The following is a 13,854-nucleotide window of genomic DNA, read 5'->3' as shown; positions in this document are numbered from 1 at the left end:
TCGGAAGGGTGGGCGAGATCATCTCGGAATCCTGGGCGAGATCAAATCGGTACACCCGGGCGAGATCATCGGAATCCGCAGTAATTGTGCATCGGGCCAAAGTTTTCGTTTCGGAGGATCGGCATATGGCCAATTCTGTTCGCCCATGGACCTCAGAAGACCTTGAGAAGCTCAAGGCGATGGCCGGGAATCACCGCCGCGAAGCGATAGCCGCTGAATTGAACCGAGGCGTCTCGTCGGTGGCTGTCAAAGCGCATCAGCTCAGTATCTCTTTGCGATACTACGGGCTGCCAAAGCGTCGAGCTTCAACAGCCAAGTCAGCGCCGGGCCATTGACTCGATTGTTTTCGAACCTGCGTTTACCCTCTTTGACCTAGAGCGGAAGTCCRCCACCGTCAGGCGACACCGCGCAAGGGCAGGGCTAGCTGCATGTCGAAACGCCGTGTGGCGTTGGCGGCGATGAAGTCTTGCAGCGCAGACGAGACCTTCGCGTCGGTGTCGGCGCGCTGAGCCAGCGTCGCGACGTCGGAAGTCGCATCGCGCGACCACCCCTCGACGGGGTTGAAGGATACAATTCGGACCGGTAGGCGTACTGGCCCGAGGGTCGAAATCGGAGGTCGGTTGCATCGGCTTTCTCGGGTCAGGTGGTTGCAAGGGAGGTCTTTTTTCGGGTAAACGGGGGGCAGGTTAAAGGGCGAAACGGGGCGAATCTGCCGCGCTTTGTGGAACTTGGTCACACCTCAGCCCAGCTTACATTGCTCGGCGACAAGGTTCGATTGCCGACTTCGGCACCCGTGTATGCGGCGCATCAGTGGATTGCTCGCCGTTTCAAGCCACGACCCAAACGGAAAGCAGAAAGCAGAGGCTCATGCCCACAATCGCTTTGGTCGACGATGACAGCAACATTCTCACATCCGTCTCGATCGCGCTGGAGACGGAAGGCTACCGCATCATGACTTACGCCGACGGCGCCTCCGCGCTCGACGGCTTCCGCACCACCCAGCCCGATCTTGCCATTCTCGACATCAAGATGCCGCGCATGGACGGCTTGGAAACGCTGCGCCGGCTGCGGCAGAAATCCGACCTGCCGGTGATCTTCCTGACCTCCAAGGACGAAGAGATCGACGAACTGTTCGGCCTCAAGATGGGCGCCGACGACTTCATCCGCAAACCGTTCTCGCAGCGCCTGCTGGTCGAGCGCGTCAGGGTCGTGCTGCGCCGCTCGGCGCCGAAGGACCCGACCGTCGCGCCGAAGGAGAACAATGCCAAGGCGCTCGACCGCGGCCTGCTGCGCATGGACCCCGAACGGCACACCTGCACCTGGAAGAACGAGCCGGTGGCGCTGACCGTCACCGAATTCCTGATCCTCCAGGCGCTGGCGACCCGGCCCGGCGTGGTGAAGAGTCGCAACGCGCTAATGGACGCCGCCTATGACGACCAGGTCTATGTCGACGACCGCACCATCGACAGCCACATCAAGCGGCTGCGCAAGAAGTTCAAGGTGGTCGACAACGAGTTCGAGATGATCGAGACACTTTACGGCGTCGGCTACCGCTTCAAGGAAGCCTGAGGCTCACGCGCCTTCACGAAAGACTGAGAGCATCCCCGGTTCTCGTTCCATCGGGACCGGGATGGCTCTAGCGACAGGAGATTTTACAGGACCCTCGAGGTCAGTGTCAGCCTCATCCGTCTCGCGCCAGGCGCAAACGCGCGCCGAAGTCTTCAAGCACCGGATAGTCGCAACTCCGATACGACAGGGGCGGAGAGTCGGCCCCGGCTGGCAGGGGGGCAAGGGTAGGCCAGGGCCGCTCCCGCCAGCTCGGTTTGCGGTTCCTGTGCTAGCCAATAGGGTGTGCCGCGCCGATCGTGCGGAACGTCGCAGCATCGGCCGCAAGCTCCGGTCTGATCCGGCTCCTGCGGCCCTTCTGTTCTTCAGCGCTTTTGAGATTAGGCCACAGGCAGCAGAGATGAGGACTTGGCTGGGAACATGCCGGCTGCGGCCGACTTCTGTTCTGCGGTGACGGCCTCGGTCCCACGAGGCAAGAACCTGTCCGGAGGCCCCAGCATCATCATGCCCCCCGGCCCGGTGCTGAAAGATGGGTACCAATGCCAATACGGTTTTTGGGCGTTCTGGTGACGGCGGCCCTCCTGTACGTCGTTCTTGTTCATTAGACGCTGGCCCGTTCCCGATCTCAGGTGGCCGATTTTCAAATCACACTGGTCCTCATTGGGAGAACAGGTTGCGAAGGCGAATGCACCGCCGAACGTTCATTTCCGAGGGTGCGAGATTCCAACATTTGTCAATGGCAACAGGTAGTGGCCCGACTACAATATTAGCGATTGGCTGAGATCGCCGGGGCTACGGCAGCCAAAATAGCGCCGCCGGCCGCGGGGAGGGGATTGGCCTGATTTGATTTTTAACATTGTTGGTAGCGAGGTAAGATTCCGCATCGAAAAGTAAGCGCGACCGCCGGCTTATCCTCGCTAGACATCAGGTGACCCCGCGCAAGGGCAGCGCGAGCTGCATGTCGAAGCGCTTTGTGGCGTTGGCGGCGATGAAGTCTTGCAGCGCAGATGAGATCTCGGCGTCGATGTCGGCTGCGCGCTGGGCCAGTGCGTCGGCGATGTCGGAAGTAGCATCCCGCGACCACGCCTCGACGGGATTGAAGGATACAATTCGGACCGGATAGGCGTACTGGCCGGACAGGAGATTTTGCAGGATGATATCGAGGTCGGTGTCAGCCTCATCCGTCTCGCGCCAGGCGCAACCGGCACGCGCGCCGAAGTCTTCAAGTACAAGATAGATGTCGCGGTCCAGGCGCTCGGGCGGCACGATCGAGGGCGAGGAACGCATACGATACTACGATACGGACAAAGGCGAAGAGACGGCCCGGCTGCAGGGGTCAAGGGGGTAGGCCGGGGCTGCTCCGCCGGCTCGGCTAGGCAACCGAGCCGCAACGACTCAAATACCTGCCCTTGTCGTTCCCTTGAGTCCGCTGTCCCGGAAGAAACTCAAATGGGGGATGAGCCGGGGCCTAGAGGTTACCCTCGCGAGCACGGCCTCGAGGGCGCCGGGAAAACTTGGCACTAGCCGCGATGTTCCTGCGCGACTAAGGCACTTGATTTCGGCCGGTGGCTGATTTTAATTTTATGTTGCCGGGGCTGGTTTTCATTACGGATGAGATTGCGACCGGCAGGGGGCCGCCATACCGCGGCCCCTATCATTTGGATAGAATGAGCAGCTAGCCGAGCGCGCCACTCACCGCGTGCTCAGGCTCCCAGAGGGTCCAGTCCTGCCAGCCCCGGACCGGAGCCTTTTGTTTGGGCCGCCAACTGAGGCGGCCTTAGTGCCTGCTGATTGGCTCAAATCTATCGAGCCTGGTTGCGCCTTCCCAAAGCTCTACCGCGCGCCCGTCTACAAGCAATTTGGCTCGTTCCCGAGCTTCCGCCTCGTCCTCCACCACAATATCAACGCGGAGCGTTATGTGCCCCGCGCCATCGATTATATATGCCCGAAACTCTCGCATGATCCCGCTCTAAAACACCCCGCAGGAACGAATTTAGAGCCGATCTAAAATCACGTCACTATCGAAATTAGGCCACTGCAAATTTCAAATTACGCCACTGAGGTCGGAAACAGGCTAGCGGCGTTAGCCCGAGACAAAACCGGTCTAGCTTTCTTGCGCGCAGCAGGGAAGGACAAGCGCGCCTGGAAAACTAGCCGTCGCCCTAATCTCTCCAGATCTCCTCACCGCATGGTGCACAGCGGTAAACCATCACTGCTCGGTCGCGCTTTACGTCCAGAACCGACGTGATGTAACGCGCGGGGAGCTTGCATTTAGGACACGGCGGCCCCGGTTGAGGTGCCCGCGACGACGATAGCTCGGGGTCGCTCATGACTCTCACCCCTCGAAGTTGCAGGTTCCTAAGTGCCAGAGTGAACATTTGTTCCAACGGGAAAAATGGGCAATCAAATCGAACCAGCGTTCACTTTTGAACGTTGCGAATTGAGGAGAACAAGGGAGACCGCCCTGGACGTGGTCGAGCGCTTCTTCATCGGACTAGCGATCATGGGTGGTACAGGTTTGCTTGCGTCGTTCGGCGCACTCCTTTCTATGTAGTTGGACCCGACACTCCGGTTCAAAACGTGACTTGCTTCGTCCAAAAACAGAACGGCAGCATCGCGCTGGTAAGGCGACGAATAATCACCCCAGCGAATAGCCGATACGAAATGAGCTAGCACAGCCAAGCAGACGCCCCTTACAGCGGCGCTCACATACCAGAGCTACACCTTTGGCCTGATGACGCGAGAAGTCTCTGATCCAGCCGGGCTCGTTCGTCATCTCCAGCTTCATGTCGCCTTCTCGGCGGTGGCTCCGTCCAGGAACGCGAGCCCGGACGTGACTTGTCGGCCACACGTCCGACTAAACCGAGACGGTTTGTCGGGATTCGGACAGACGAGCCAGCGCCATTTATTCAGCCTGTCAGCCATTGAAGTGGTGTGATCGGCGGATCAGCCCGGCGGTCTCCTCCAAGGGCCGCCGGGTTTTTCCGGTTTGCCAGTGGCTAGGGGCTGACGCCGCTGCGTGAGTGGAGGCAAGTGGATTGGATAGGAACGTTGGGCTAATTCCCCGATTGAACAGCAAAGGGGAGGATATCATGGTCCGTGACCTTTTGCTCCTGCTCGCCGTTTCAATCGTGTTGAGCGTATTTATCTGGAGCATCTTCGGAAAGTCGAAAACAAGGTCTGGGCATCCGCGAGGTGGAGCATCACTTTCTTTGAATGCCGCTCCGGATCTTTTCGACTGAGGTCTGAGTTCATCCGGAGAGGACCGAACGCTGACGCGTCCGTCGCCCGGCCACTTCAGCGCGGGCGGGCCCTTAAATCTCCTGCGCGCACTCTCGTGCGCCCAGCACGTTCTGCATAGGGTCAGCGGAGGATGGCCGTTCCCTCGAAGAACGAATGGCCGAGCAGGCCGCCAAACTCAAAGAGCAGGCCTGCCAGTTACCCGCCGGGCCGGAACGTGAAGCCCTGCTGAAGCGAGCACGCATCGCCGAGACCGGTGCGCACTTGAGTGATTGGCTGACCTCTTCCGGGATGCGGCAACCAGACCCAAGCCGCGTCGATCGCTAGGAACGCGAACCTGCCGTTAAGCATTTTTCGGGCATGCCAAGATACTTCTTCCACATCACCCACGAACGCACCGAGATCGATGACGTGGGAGAGGAGCTTCCGGACAAGCACGCCGCGTGGAGGGAGGCCACAGTCACGGCCGGGCAGATGCTTCAGGGCATAGACGGAAAGCTGAAGCCGGGGCGCGGTTGGCGTATGGAAGTGACGGACGAGTTTCAGAACACGCTCTACGTCCTGCACATCCAAGCTGAGAAGCCAAAGTGAGCGCTGACAAGAGCGAAGACATCCAACGCGAGGAGGAAAGCGCGGCAGGTTGTCCAAGACGATCAGGCGGCGCGCCAAACTAACGCACTCAAAATCAGACCTTTCCCATCCGGCTGATTGATCAGCATCTGCTTCACGCGCTCGGCTTCCGTCATGGTAAGGTTTGCCGCCAAGTCGGTCCCGATCAGAGCAGGTCCCTTACGTTCTCGATCATAAACCATCCAGCCGTTTCCACCCCGCCGAATAAGAAATCTCGACTGTGAAGATGCACGCTCATTCATGGTGGTCCACCAGCGCCTTAGATCTGTCGATCACGTACGGTTAGGCAGCCCTTCGTCTGCGGGACAGCCTCATAGCTCCTCAAGCACAACAGTAGCGGAGGAGCGCAAGATAGGGCCGTGAGGATCTCGCACTTCGATAGCTAGCCGACCCATCAAAGAACGAGGCGCGCCATCCAACACCGATTGGCCCAATGCCTCAAGCGCCAGCCTTCTGCAGCATCAACGTCCGGGAGATCGATGCCTTCATCGTCGATTTCGATACTGGTGTTGCTGTGATGGTCGAAGAAGTACTTGGGCATGGAGCATCAACCTGTCCGTAAAAGCCCAGTTCCTATTTTTCCCGACCCTCGTCCTGTCCGTTCGGCCGGCAACAGGGTATTTGTAAATTGCATTGCCCGTACAGATCGGGAAAAAATGGCATTATCAGGAACGTTCAAGAAGCTGGCTGAGTTGAAAGTCATGCGCCTTGCGCTCAAGTTTAATGTGCGCGGCGCAGCTACGCTGCAACGTGCATGCGCAGCACGGCCGCGTGAGGATCGCGATGTACACGACTGCGATATGCGATGAGCTGAGACAGGTAGAGCGCGATGTCGTTGAAGGAGAGCGGCGACTGGCAGAGCAAGAAGCGCTTGTTATTGAACTGAAGCGGCAGGACCTTGATACGGCCAAAGCTGAAGCCGAACTTGAACGGATGCGCGAAGAGCAGCGGCGTCGCGATCAGGATCGTCAACGTCTGCTCTCACGGCTGCAACCCTGAAGGAATTGCCGGCGAATGAGCCAACCTCCAGGGCAGCACGGGGCGGATTGGCCTACGCGGTGGAATTAGTCAGCAGATCTTCACCGGGTGGGATCAGCTTCACGTAGCTGCCACTTTCGCGCTTCCACAACCAGCCGCGCTCGATCGCGTGTTTGAGCCCGGCGCCAAATTCGCTGCCGCTGCCCTTCAGCTTGAACATATGATCCGGTCGATGTAGATGCGGCCGTCCTGCACGGCCGCGACGTTGGCTGCGAGCTCGAGGAGCTTGCGCGCGGCCGCTTCGGGGTCCGCGTAGGGGCGTTGCTCGGTGTGCTTCATCGGCTTGTCCCAATGGCCGCCTGCGCGGCGGTGATGTGCGCGCGGTGCGGGTAGCTCGAGGAACGGGCGGCGCTGATCCAGCGCGTGGAGGCCGATCCGCGGAAATGGAATGCCGACGAGATGGCTCAGGAGTTGGGCCCCTGGCTCACCCTCGAGGTGCGCCAAGCCCTCGGCCTTACCACGATCGGCAGCGTCGATGTCGATAAGGCCGGGCGTGAGAAACGCCGCGAAGATCGCAAGCGGCAGGAACGGGAGGACCATCGCCGCAATGATGGTGTTGTCCCTCGCGCCGAATATCTGGCGGCACATTCCAAGAGCCGCGATGAACTCTGGAAACCGCTCGGGATGTCGAGGGCGAAGTACTACCGGCTTGGCCTGCACAAGGCCGGTGAGACAGGTGCGTGTGTACACCAAAGATAAGGGAATCCCTGGTGTCCACGGTGCTGTCTCACGACTTCGACTTCAGCCTGTTCGGACCTCGGGGATCCAGGTGATGCGGGGAGCCGACATCGTAGCCCTATGGGCACGGCCTGGCTGAGACCCGGCCGACGCGGCGCCTCAGCGGCCGCGCGTGCACACCCGGCTCTCAACAGCCTGACCTCCAACGGAACCCAATCGACCGGGCGATCCGGGGAACAACAGCCTTGGCAACGAATCTGTTTGGGCCCCAGCCGATAGGTTATCCCCCAACCGCTGCAGGAAAACTCGCAAAATCTATTGCGATGATTGGGCGACGACAGGCATAATTTTCTGGATAGGCTGGACGGMCTCAACTGCGATGGAAAAACTTCGAAAAGCAGATCAGATCTTGCCTGCCCGGGCAGCTGGCTACATCCGCGGTGAGATCACCGCAACTCAATTGGAGTTTGTGAAAGAACTCAGGAGGGGACTATTTAGCCGCTTGCGGCATAGACAGATCAGTGACCGCGCTTACGAGCTCTGGCAGCAAAGCGGCCGGCCTATGACGGGGCGGGATCTAGAGTTTTGGCTGGCGGCTGAGCGAGAGATCGATGCGCGATAGCCAAAGCTAGATCTCGCAACCCATCTGCCCAACCGACGCGCAAGCTGGCCAAGAGCGCGCACCTCGGCGCGATGTTCGGCGGCACCGTCGGTGCGGCCGTCGGCGCCGGCCTCGAGATTCCGAATGCCGTGCTCGGCGGGATCCCGCGCGACGACTCCGTCGTGATCCACGAGCGCGTCCTCGTCGGCGAGCCGCTGCCCCCGACCGTGGTGCTGCGCCCCATGACCAACTACACCGAGTATCGCGACGCGGTTGTGAACGACCGCCGAGTCATCGTCGAACCGCGCACGCGCCGGGTCGTGAAAATCATCGACTGATCGATCAGAGCGTGAAGGCTTTGAAGAGCCAGGCCCTCCGGAGCTTCACCCCGCGGGGCCTTAGTTCGTCAGGCCGAATTGGCGCGAAACGCCGGCGCCTGGTTGGGAAATCCATTGCGCAAACCACTCGCGTGAATTGCCAGCATGGCCGCGAGAGTATCGTGATGTACACGACTGCGACGCTCGATGAGCAGATAGAGCGCGATGTCGTCGAGGGAGAACGGCAGCTCGCAAACCAAGAGATGCTTATTGTCGAACCGAAGACGACCAAAGCTGAGGCCGAACTTGATCGGAGGCGCGCAGATCAGCGACTTCGGAACCAAGATCGACAACGTCTCCTGTCACGGCTGCAACCCTGACTCTGCCTCTTCGCCGGTGCCTGGATCCAGCGCGGTGGCGCTCTCTGGCAGAAGCCGACCGGCCGTATTGTTGATCAATCCAGGCGCAATGAAACTTTTGGTCAGGGAGGATATTGTGCTGAGGAGCCTTACTATTTTGGGAGGCCGCCATATGGCAGATCCTGTTCGTCACCTATGGACCTCAGAAGAAATTGAGAAGCTCAGGGCGATGGCTGGGAATCACCGGCGCGAAAAGATAGCCGCTGAATTAAACCGAGGCGCCCCGGCAGTGGCCCTCAAAGCGCATCAGCTCGGGATCTCTTTGCGATACCACGCCATGCCAAAGCGTCGACCATCAACAGCCGAGTCAGCGCCTCGCAAGTGACTCGATTGTTCTCGACCAGAAGGGCTCATAAGAAGCTCCGCAAAGAAACTAAGGCGGCCTCAGTTGGCGGCCTATTTCTTATCGGGCAATTTTTGCGGAGTCGCTTGGGTCTCGCAATGAGCAAGCCAAGAATCTCCCGCCAAGTTTCAAGCGCGAAGCTTATCCTCCGCAAAGCCAGACAAGCCGAGACTGGATTGCATGTGTGCGAGTGGCTGCGGTTCGCACCGAAGTAGCTCACAAAGCAAAGGACCGCTGTCGTCCACAGCGGCCCCACACGCTTTCCGGGTTTCGATAATTCCGAAATGAATGGCTTAACCAGCCCCGGAATGCCACTTTGCTCCGGTTAACAAATCGTTTCCATAACCTAAGTGATCAGCGCCCCTAATTCTTGCGTGGAGGCCCGGCTTGGCCACCGACGGCACTGCTGGGTCTGACTATCCTGAGGCGGCCGGATCACGACGGAAGGATTGCTCGGCGGTGTGGGGCTATCCGTACAAGCGAAGCCACTTCGTGGCGCTCCGGCGCAGCAAGATTTCGGCGCGATCCACCATCAACGTGGTGGCTTGGAGAGCGGGGAGGTCCATAGGAACTTTCGGAGGTGCAACCCATTGAGCGGTCATTCAAGTAGAGGACCGCTCTTGAACCACATCGCCGTTATCTTAATCTTGCTCGTTGGTGGCTCGTCGCTCGCCTTGGCCCAGAGTACAGGTGGATCGAGCAGTGGCGGCTCGGCGGCGAGTGGAACTGCGGCCGCCGGCTCGAAAGGTTATGCGGGTGGCACCCTATCGACCGGGCATACCATAAGCGGCACTGGGGGCTACTCCAGTCCCAACGTGGGCAACGCGCTCAGCCACGCAGCGACCGGCGACGTGGATGCTTCCTCGGTTAGTCCGGCTCCAACTTCCCACGACAACGCGGTAGATACGCCCGCCGCCGAACGCGCCATAAAGAATTTGGGCAACACCGATATCGGCATTCTCAAGAAGTAGACCATGCTACAAGTCGGCTCGGTCTTGGCGTTGGCGCCAAGGCTATGCAGGCGGCAGGTGATAGCATTGAGCACRGGATAGTCTGTCAGCTGCAGGGTAATCCTGCAGCACCGCCTCCTGAATTTCAGTTGGGCCTCTCAAGCCTCAAGACCGACGTCGTTGTGGCCATGGGTCAAAGACTGCCCTTGTTAGCCGGCATGACCTTGGTCGGCTCACTTTCCGGAAGCGGTCATTCACCTCGTTGGTACGGAGCACCACTAATTCGGGTGGCCCTGTTTTCCGAGGCCCCCTCAGTCAACAACCTTGCGTTCGATTGTCCGCCTCTGGGCGATCCACTCTGATTTTCTAAAGCTGGGATTACCTCACTCCATGGATTTGTCGCAGCGGAAGCGGACCGATGCCCGCAAGGAGGAGAGATGTACAGCGCGTGCCCAAAATGCCAGCGCAGCCCGGGCACGACTTCCGCCGCCTCGGTGTCGCAACCGATTAGCGATCGTGGCTCGCGGTCTAACGGGCTCGCGCGGAACTTGCTGCACCCGAGCGCCGCGGCTAATGCCATCTTTAGGTCGCGCAGTTCGTACGGATCGCTGGTGGCGAGACCCCGTTCGTTGTGTAGCGCCGCTTGTCTCGTTTTAGGCGCGCGGGCATCAAGGCTGGCCGAACTGTTCGAGTGCCCGGGGCTGATGCGATTTTGAACGTCCACATGAACCCGGCGCCGAAGCCGCTGCCACGCCTTACGCGCCTCCTCTCTGCCTCTTCGACCGTACGCGTCGGTCTCAACGCCCGCGTCAACCAATTCGCCGAAGAAGTCGAACTCGCTGGAGAATACACATTCCCAAGCGCCGGCAGCCGCGTGTCTCTTATTTTTGCGTACATGGTCCGCCGGGATCTTCCGCCCGGCGTTCTGGCAAATATTTGTTGCCGCGGTCCCGCCGACGCAATCCCGGCGTATTCCCGGCTTTCAACGATTTTGCGGTCTCCAAATGCTTTTGCAACGTATCTATCTGGCCGGAAGCATATTCTCCGGCAGCATCCTTACTTTTGGATGCCTTCTTGTATTCGGCGATATCCTTTTGGTGGTCTGCGATCATGTGTGTCGCGAACATTTTGACATCTTGTCATGTTCGGCTTTTTGCTTCGCATTCGGTGCGCTTGGTGAGTAACGAACCGCGCGGGCCCGCCAAGGCCACATCCGATATCAAGAATATGCATATCGGGGGTGACACCGAGCTGATCGATGAAATGGTCGGATGCCTGGCGGCCGCCAATATGAAACTCGTCTACGGGTGCGAGATCATCGACGGTCACCGAATCTATCGTCTTGCCGAGAGACTCGACCCCGCCGCGGATCGTCGCGATCAAGTTGCCACGCGTRTAATGGGTGGACATATCTTGCTGAGTTGTCATCTGCCAGCCGGTACCGGTGCCGGGTCGATGGAATCGATCTCACTCCCGAATACATCGAGACCGGACGGGTGCTCTGCGGCTGGGTCGGGCTCAGTACCGCATTTCGCTGCATCTGGGCAGCGCGCTTTCGATGCCATTTGCCGATGGTGTTTTCGACGGCGCCTACATGCTCCACGTAGGTATGAATATCGAGGTCAAATCCAAGCTTTGCTCGGAGGTCAGTCGCGTCCTGCGGCCGGGCGCGGTTTTTGGGATATACGATGTCATGAGGATCGGTGAGGGCGAGCTCAGCTATCCTGTGCCGTGGGCGACGACAGCTGCATCAAGCTTCGTGGTGGAGCCGGCGCATTACCGCAGCGCTCTGCAGGYGGCCGGCTTTGCGGTGATCGCCGAACTCAGTCGCCGAGACTTCGCGGTCACGTTCTATGACCAGTTCCGCGCCAGGATCATGGCGGCGGGCGGGCCACCCCCTCTGGGAATTCACGTTTTGATGGGCAGGAATGCATCGGACAAGATACAAAACATGATCCAGAACGTGGCCAGTGGCCACGTCGCACCGGTTGAGCTGATTGCTCGGAAAGCTTGATGGCGGTGCAAACAATTCCGCATGGCACCAAATGGACATCGATGTGCCCGCCGATGCGCATGTCTGCCTATTGGCCCTTTTGAGAAATAGCGTCCCGCTTCATGGATGTCGGCTCAGTGAGGCAGGGCGGACTAGATTTGCTAGGTTGAGTTCTTCGCGTTTTGACCCGAAGCCGACCATGGCAGCCGAACGCGCCTCCCATGACATCACCGCTTAAAGATTATCCGAGTACCAGGAAACGTCAGACGCCCGGTCATATCCAGCACATCTTTACCATGCTATCTTTGTGCCCAGCGGGGCCATTTTGCCCCACGCAAATCACATCGCCCCGACGCCCCCGCGGTTATCACAGTGGTGGTTCGAGGAGGTTCCAATGCTTGCGAACCGTCGCGATTTTCTATTCTCCGGAGCCTACGCCGCTTCCGCAGCTCTATTCTGGAGTGCCGCCGCTCGGCTCAAGGCCGAAGAAACCGCCCCCCCGCCAGAAACCAATACCATCCGCCTCGCGAAGAGCCCAAGCCTCTGCATCGCGCCTGTGTACGTAGTAAGCGATCTGCTGAATGCCGAGGGATTCGCAAACGTCGTTCACGTCGAAACCGGATTCGTTGGTAGCGGCCCTGCACAAGACAAAGCTATCTGGAAAAATAGCGATGTCGACTTCGTCCTGAATTTCTCTGGTCCACTCCTTCTTGAGATCGATCGAGGCTTGAGCACTACCATTCTGGCCGGGATCCACGTCGGCTGCTTCGAGCTCTTCGCCAGGGAGGGCATACGTAGCGTCGCCGACTTGAAGGGTCGAACCGTCGGCATCCAATCGCTTGAGTCACCCCCGCATGTATTTTTGAGCGCGATGGCAACACTTGTTGGGCTCGATCCCGCCAACGATATCGAATGGGTGACGAGCGCGAAGGTCAGACCGATCGAATTGTTTGCGGAGGGCAAGATCGACGCCTTCCTCGGATTTCCCCCAGAACCTCAGCGCTTGCGCGCGCAAAACATCGGTCGTGTCATCGTCAACAGTGCGCAAGATCGCCCATGGTCGCAGTATTTTTGCTGTATGCTGGCGGGCAATCGCGAATTCGTTCGAAAGAATCCCATCGCCACCAAGCGCGTGGTGCGCGCCATGCTCCGAGCCACCGATTTGTGCGTGAGCGCGCCGGCCTTTGTCTCACAGCGGATGGTGGATAGGGGTTTCGCGCCTCGTCTGGACTACGCGGTTCAGACTCTTGCGGACGTGCCGTACAACCGCTGGCGCGAGTACGATCCTGAGGACACAATCCGATTTTACGCGCTTCGTTTGCGCGAAGCTGGGATGATTAAATCAAGCCCTGCGAAACTCATTGCGGATGGAGCCGACTGGCGGTTCCTCAATGGGGTTCGACGTGAACTGGGAGGCTGATTCATCTAAAGCGCTTTCGAGGAGGTCCCGATGCATACAAATCGTCGCGACTTGCTGTTGGCTGGGGCCTGCGCCGCTTCCACTGCCCTGTTTGGGGGCGTGGCAGCGCGGCTGAGGGCGGAAGAGGCTAAAGCGCCGCCAGAGACCACGACAATCCGCCTTGCAAAGAACCCGAGCATTTGTATCGCTCCGCAGTACGTGGTGAGCGACCTCTTAAATGCCGAGGGATTCGCAGACGTCGTTTACGTTGAATCTGACGCCGGCGTGGAGCAAACCAAAGCAATCGCGAAGGGCGRCATTGACTTCACCCTGCATTTCTCCGGTCCGCTTCTTCTCGAGATCGATCGGGGCGCGACCGTTACTATTTTGGCCGGGGTTCATGTCGGCTGCTTCGAGTTATTTGCCAAGGAGGGCATACGCAGCGTTGCCGATTTGAAGGGCCGAACCGTCGGCCAGCAGGGGCTTGGCAGTAGCCCGCACGTTTTCATCAGTGCGATGGCGACGCTTGTCGGACTCGATCCCGCCAAGGATATCGAATGGGTGACGAGCGCGAAGGTCAAACCGATCGAATTGTTTGCGGAGGGCAAGATCGACGCCTTCCTCGGATTTCCCCCAGAACCTCAGCGTTTGCGCGCGCAAAACATGCGCGCGCAAAACAT

The 13,854-nt window shown here is 59.2% G+C and carries 19 protein-coding genes; 10 read left to right on the top strand and 9 right to left on the bottom strand.

Annotated features, from left to right (window positions below; all coding sequences use genetic code 11):
• A partial coding sequence (locus tag AB4Z51_RS41480; protein ID WP_441499452.1) for a hypothetical protein occupies nt 1–335 on the top strand: 335 nt, incomplete at its 5' end.
• A gap of 59 nt (nt 336–394) precedes the next feature.
• On the opposite strand, the gene AB4Z51_RS41475 is transcribed toward AB4Z51_RS41480, so the two are convergent.
• Nucleotides 395–736 carry a hypothetical protein gene (locus AB4Z51_RS41475; RefSeq protein WP_244623524.1) on the bottom strand — a complete coding sequence of 114 codons (342 nt, stop codon included), beginning with the start codon at nt 734–736 and terminating at the stop codon, nt 395–397.
• A 131-nt stretch (nt 737–867) separates the two neighbouring features.
• On the opposite strand from AB4Z51_RS41475, the gene AB4Z51_RS41470 reads away from it, so the two are divergent.
• Nucleotides 868–1,569 carry a response regulator transcription factor gene (locus AB4Z51_RS41470; RefSeq protein WP_441499451.1) on the top strand — a complete coding sequence of 234 codons (702 nt, stop codon included), beginning with the start codon at nt 868–870 and terminating at the stop codon, nt 1,567–1,569.
• Between the two features lie 921 nt (nt 1,570–2,490).
• On the opposite strand, the gene AB4Z51_RS41465 is transcribed toward AB4Z51_RS41470, so the two are convergent.
• A complete protein-coding gene (locus tag AB4Z51_RS41465) occupies nt 2,491–2,853 on the bottom strand; it encodes a hypothetical protein (RefSeq protein ID WP_441499450.1) in 363 nt (120 codons plus the stop codon).
• 2,109 nt (nt 2,854–4,962) lie between these two features.
• Here AB4Z51_RS41465 and AB4Z51_RS41460 point away from each other — a divergent pair.
• Nucleotides 4,963–5,133 carry a hypothetical protein gene (locus tag AB4Z51_RS41460; RefSeq protein WP_167768337.1) on the top strand — a complete coding sequence of 57 codons (171 nt, stop codon included), beginning with the start codon at nt 4,963–4,965 and terminating at the stop codon, nt 5,131–5,133.
• A 33-nt stretch (nt 5,134–5,166) separates the two neighbouring features.
• On the top strand, nt 5,167–5,397 hold the full coding sequence (locus tag AB4Z51_RS41455) for a DUF6894 family protein (RefSeq protein WP_085399377.1): 231 nt from the start codon (nt 5,167–5,169) through the stop codon (nt 5,395–5,397).
• 62 nt (nt 5,398–5,459) lie between these two features.
• On the opposite strand, the gene AB4Z51_RS41450 is transcribed toward AB4Z51_RS41455, so the two are convergent.
• The 5 genes from AB4Z51_RS41450 to AB4Z51_RS41430 all read right to left on the bottom strand — a co-directional run bounded on the left by AB4Z51_RS41450 (nt 5,460) and on the right by AB4Z51_RS41430 (nt 7,062).
• Nucleotides 5,460–5,678: a hypothetical protein gene (locus tag AB4Z51_RS41450; protein WP_085399376.1), complete on the bottom strand. Its 219-nt coding sequence runs from the start codon at nt 5,676–5,678 to the stop codon at nt 5,460–5,462.
• 152 nt (nt 5,679–5,830) lie between these two features.
• A complete protein-coding gene (locus tag AB4Z51_RS41445) occupies nt 5,831–5,977 on the bottom strand; it encodes a DUF6894 family protein (protein WP_161495768.1) in 147 nt (48 codons plus the stop codon).
• A 197-nt stretch (nt 5,978–6,174) separates the two neighbouring features.
• A complete protein-coding gene (locus AB4Z51_RS41440; protein WP_193560940.1) occupies nt 6,175–6,408 on the bottom strand; it encodes a hypothetical protein in 234 nt (77 codons plus the stop codon).
• Nucleotides 6,409–6,487: 79 nt separating this feature from the next.
• The gene (locus AB4Z51_RS41435; protein ID WP_343287588.1) at nt 6,488–6,634 is read right to left on the bottom strand and encodes a hypothetical protein; all 147 of its coding nucleotides are present in this window, start codon (nt 6,632–6,634) and stop codon (nt 6,488–6,490) included.
• Nucleotides 6,622–7,062 (bottom strand): hypothetical protein, encoded by a 441-nt coding sequence (locus AB4Z51_RS41430; protein ID WP_343287589.1) that lies wholly within the window; start codon nt 7,060–7,062, stop codon nt 6,622–6,624. The genes AB4Z51_RS41435 and AB4Z51_RS41430 overlap by 13 nt, the downstream gene beginning before the upstream one ends.
• A gap of 469 nt (nt 7,063–7,531) precedes the next feature.
• Between AB4Z51_RS41430 and AB4Z51_RS41425 the strand changes: the two genes are divergently transcribed.
• Together AB4Z51_RS41425 and AB4Z51_RS41420 are read left to right on the top strand one after the other, a co-directional pair.
• Complete coding sequence (locus AB4Z51_RS41425) at nt 7,532–7,774, top strand: DUF2934 domain-containing protein (RefSeq protein WP_135217154.1); 243 nt, start codon at nt 7,532–7,534, stop codon at nt 7,772–7,774.
• Entirely contained in the window at nt 7,771–8,091 is a 321-nt protein-coding gene (locus AB4Z51_RS41420; protein ID WP_441499453.1) for a DUF1236 domain-containing protein, read from the top strand. The genes AB4Z51_RS41425 and AB4Z51_RS41420 overlap by 4 nt, the downstream gene beginning before the upstream one ends.
• A 68-nt stretch (nt 8,092–8,159) precedes the next feature.
• On the opposite strand, the gene AB4Z51_RS41415 is transcribed toward AB4Z51_RS41420, so the two are convergent.
• Nucleotides 8,160–8,414, bottom strand: a complete 255-nt coding sequence (locus AB4Z51_RS41415) for a hypothetical protein (RefSeq protein ID WP_201266137.1) — start codon at nt 8,412–8,414, stop codon at nt 8,160–8,162.
• Nucleotides 8,415–9,452: 1,038 nt separating this feature from the next.
• Here AB4Z51_RS41415 and AB4Z51_RS41410 point away from each other — a divergent pair.
• Nucleotides 9,453–9,803, top strand: coding sequence for a hypothetical protein (locus AB4Z51_RS41410; protein WP_085399372.1), 351 nt, complete (start codon nt 9,453–9,455; stop codon nt 9,801–9,803).
• Nucleotides 9,804–10,663: 860 nt separating this feature from the next.
• Here the strand turns inward: AB4Z51_RS41410 and AB4Z51_RS41405 are convergent.
• A complete protein-coding gene (locus tag AB4Z51_RS41405) occupies nt 10,664–10,909 on the bottom strand; it encodes a DUF4142 domain-containing protein (RefSeq protein WP_244623506.1) in 246 nt (81 codons plus the stop codon).
• Between the two features lie 317 nt (nt 10,910–11,226).
• On the opposite strand from AB4Z51_RS41405, the gene AB4Z51_RS41400 reads away from it, so the two are divergent.
• From AB4Z51_RS41400 to AB4Z51_RS41390, 3 genes are all read left to right on the top strand, one after another.
• Nucleotides 11,227–11,796, top strand: a complete 570-nt coding sequence (locus AB4Z51_RS41400; RefSeq protein ID WP_441499449.1) for a class I SAM-dependent methyltransferase — start codon at nt 11,227–11,229, stop codon at nt 11,794–11,796.
• A gap of 373 nt (nt 11,797–12,169) precedes the next feature.
• A complete protein-coding gene (locus AB4Z51_RS41395; RefSeq protein WP_135217218.1) occupies nt 12,170–13,195 on the top strand; it encodes an ABC transporter substrate-binding protein in 1,026 nt (341 codons plus the stop codon).
• Nucleotides 13,196–13,225: 30 nt separating this feature from the next.
• Nucleotides 13,226–13,854 (top strand): ABC transporter substrate-binding protein (locus AB4Z51_RS41390; protein ID WP_441499448.1); only part of this gene is annotated, 629 nt, incomplete at its 3' end.

The sequence above is a fragment of the Bradyrhizobium sp. 2TAF36 genome, from assembly GCF_052114925.1.
GTDB lineage: Bacteria > Pseudomonadota > Alphaproteobacteria > Rhizobiales > Xanthobacteraceae > Bradyrhizobium > Bradyrhizobium barranii.
This window is presented reverse-complemented; position numbering and strand designations above follow the sequence as displayed.

What these genes read in the sequence shown, in the direction of transcription:
- AB4Z51_RS41470 (WP_441499451.1), top strand. Translation starts at nt 868, where the DNA reads ATGCCCACAATCGCTTTGGTCGACGATGACAGCAACATTCTCACATCC.
- AB4Z51_RS41465 (WP_441499450.1), bottom strand. Translation starts at nt 2,853, where the DNA reads ATGCGTTCCTCGCCCTCGATCGTGCCGCCCGAGCGCCTGGACCGCGAC.
- AB4Z51_RS41460 (WP_167768337.1), top strand. Translation starts at nt 4,963, where the DNA reads ATGGCCGAGCAGGCCGCCAAACTCAAAGAGCAGGCCTGCCAGTTACCC.
- AB4Z51_RS41455 (WP_085399377.1), top strand. Translation starts at nt 5,167, where the DNA reads ATGCCAAGATACTTCTTCCACATCACCCACGAACGCACCGAGATCGAT.
- AB4Z51_RS41450 (WP_085399376.1), bottom strand. Translation starts at nt 5,678, where the DNA reads ATGAATGAGCGTGCATCTTCACAGTCGAGATTTCTTATTCGGCGGGGT.
- AB4Z51_RS41445 (WP_161495768.1), bottom strand. Translation starts at nt 5,977, where the DNA reads ATGCCCAAGTACTTCTTCGACCATCACAGCAACACCAGTATCGAAATC.
- AB4Z51_RS41435 (WP_343287588.1), bottom strand. Translation starts at nt 6,634, where the DNA reads ATGTTCAAGCTGAAGGGCAGCGGCAGCGAATTTGGCGCCGGGCTCAAA.
- AB4Z51_RS41430 (WP_343287589.1), bottom strand. Translation starts at nt 7,062, where the DNA reads ATGTGCCGCCAGATATTCGGCGCGAGGGACAACACCATCATTGCGGCG.
- AB4Z51_RS41425 (WP_135217154.1), top strand. Translation starts at nt 7,532, where the DNA reads ATGGAAAAACTTCGAAAAGCAGATCAGATCTTGCCTGCCCGGGCAGCT.
- AB4Z51_RS41405 (WP_244623506.1), bottom strand. Translation starts at nt 10,909, where the DNA reads ATGTTCGCGACACACATGATCGCAGACCACCAAAAGGATATCGCCGAA.
- AB4Z51_RS41395 (WP_135217218.1), top strand. Translation starts at nt 12,170, where the DNA reads ATGCTTGCGAACCGTCGCGATTTTCTATTCTCCGGAGCCTACGCCGCT.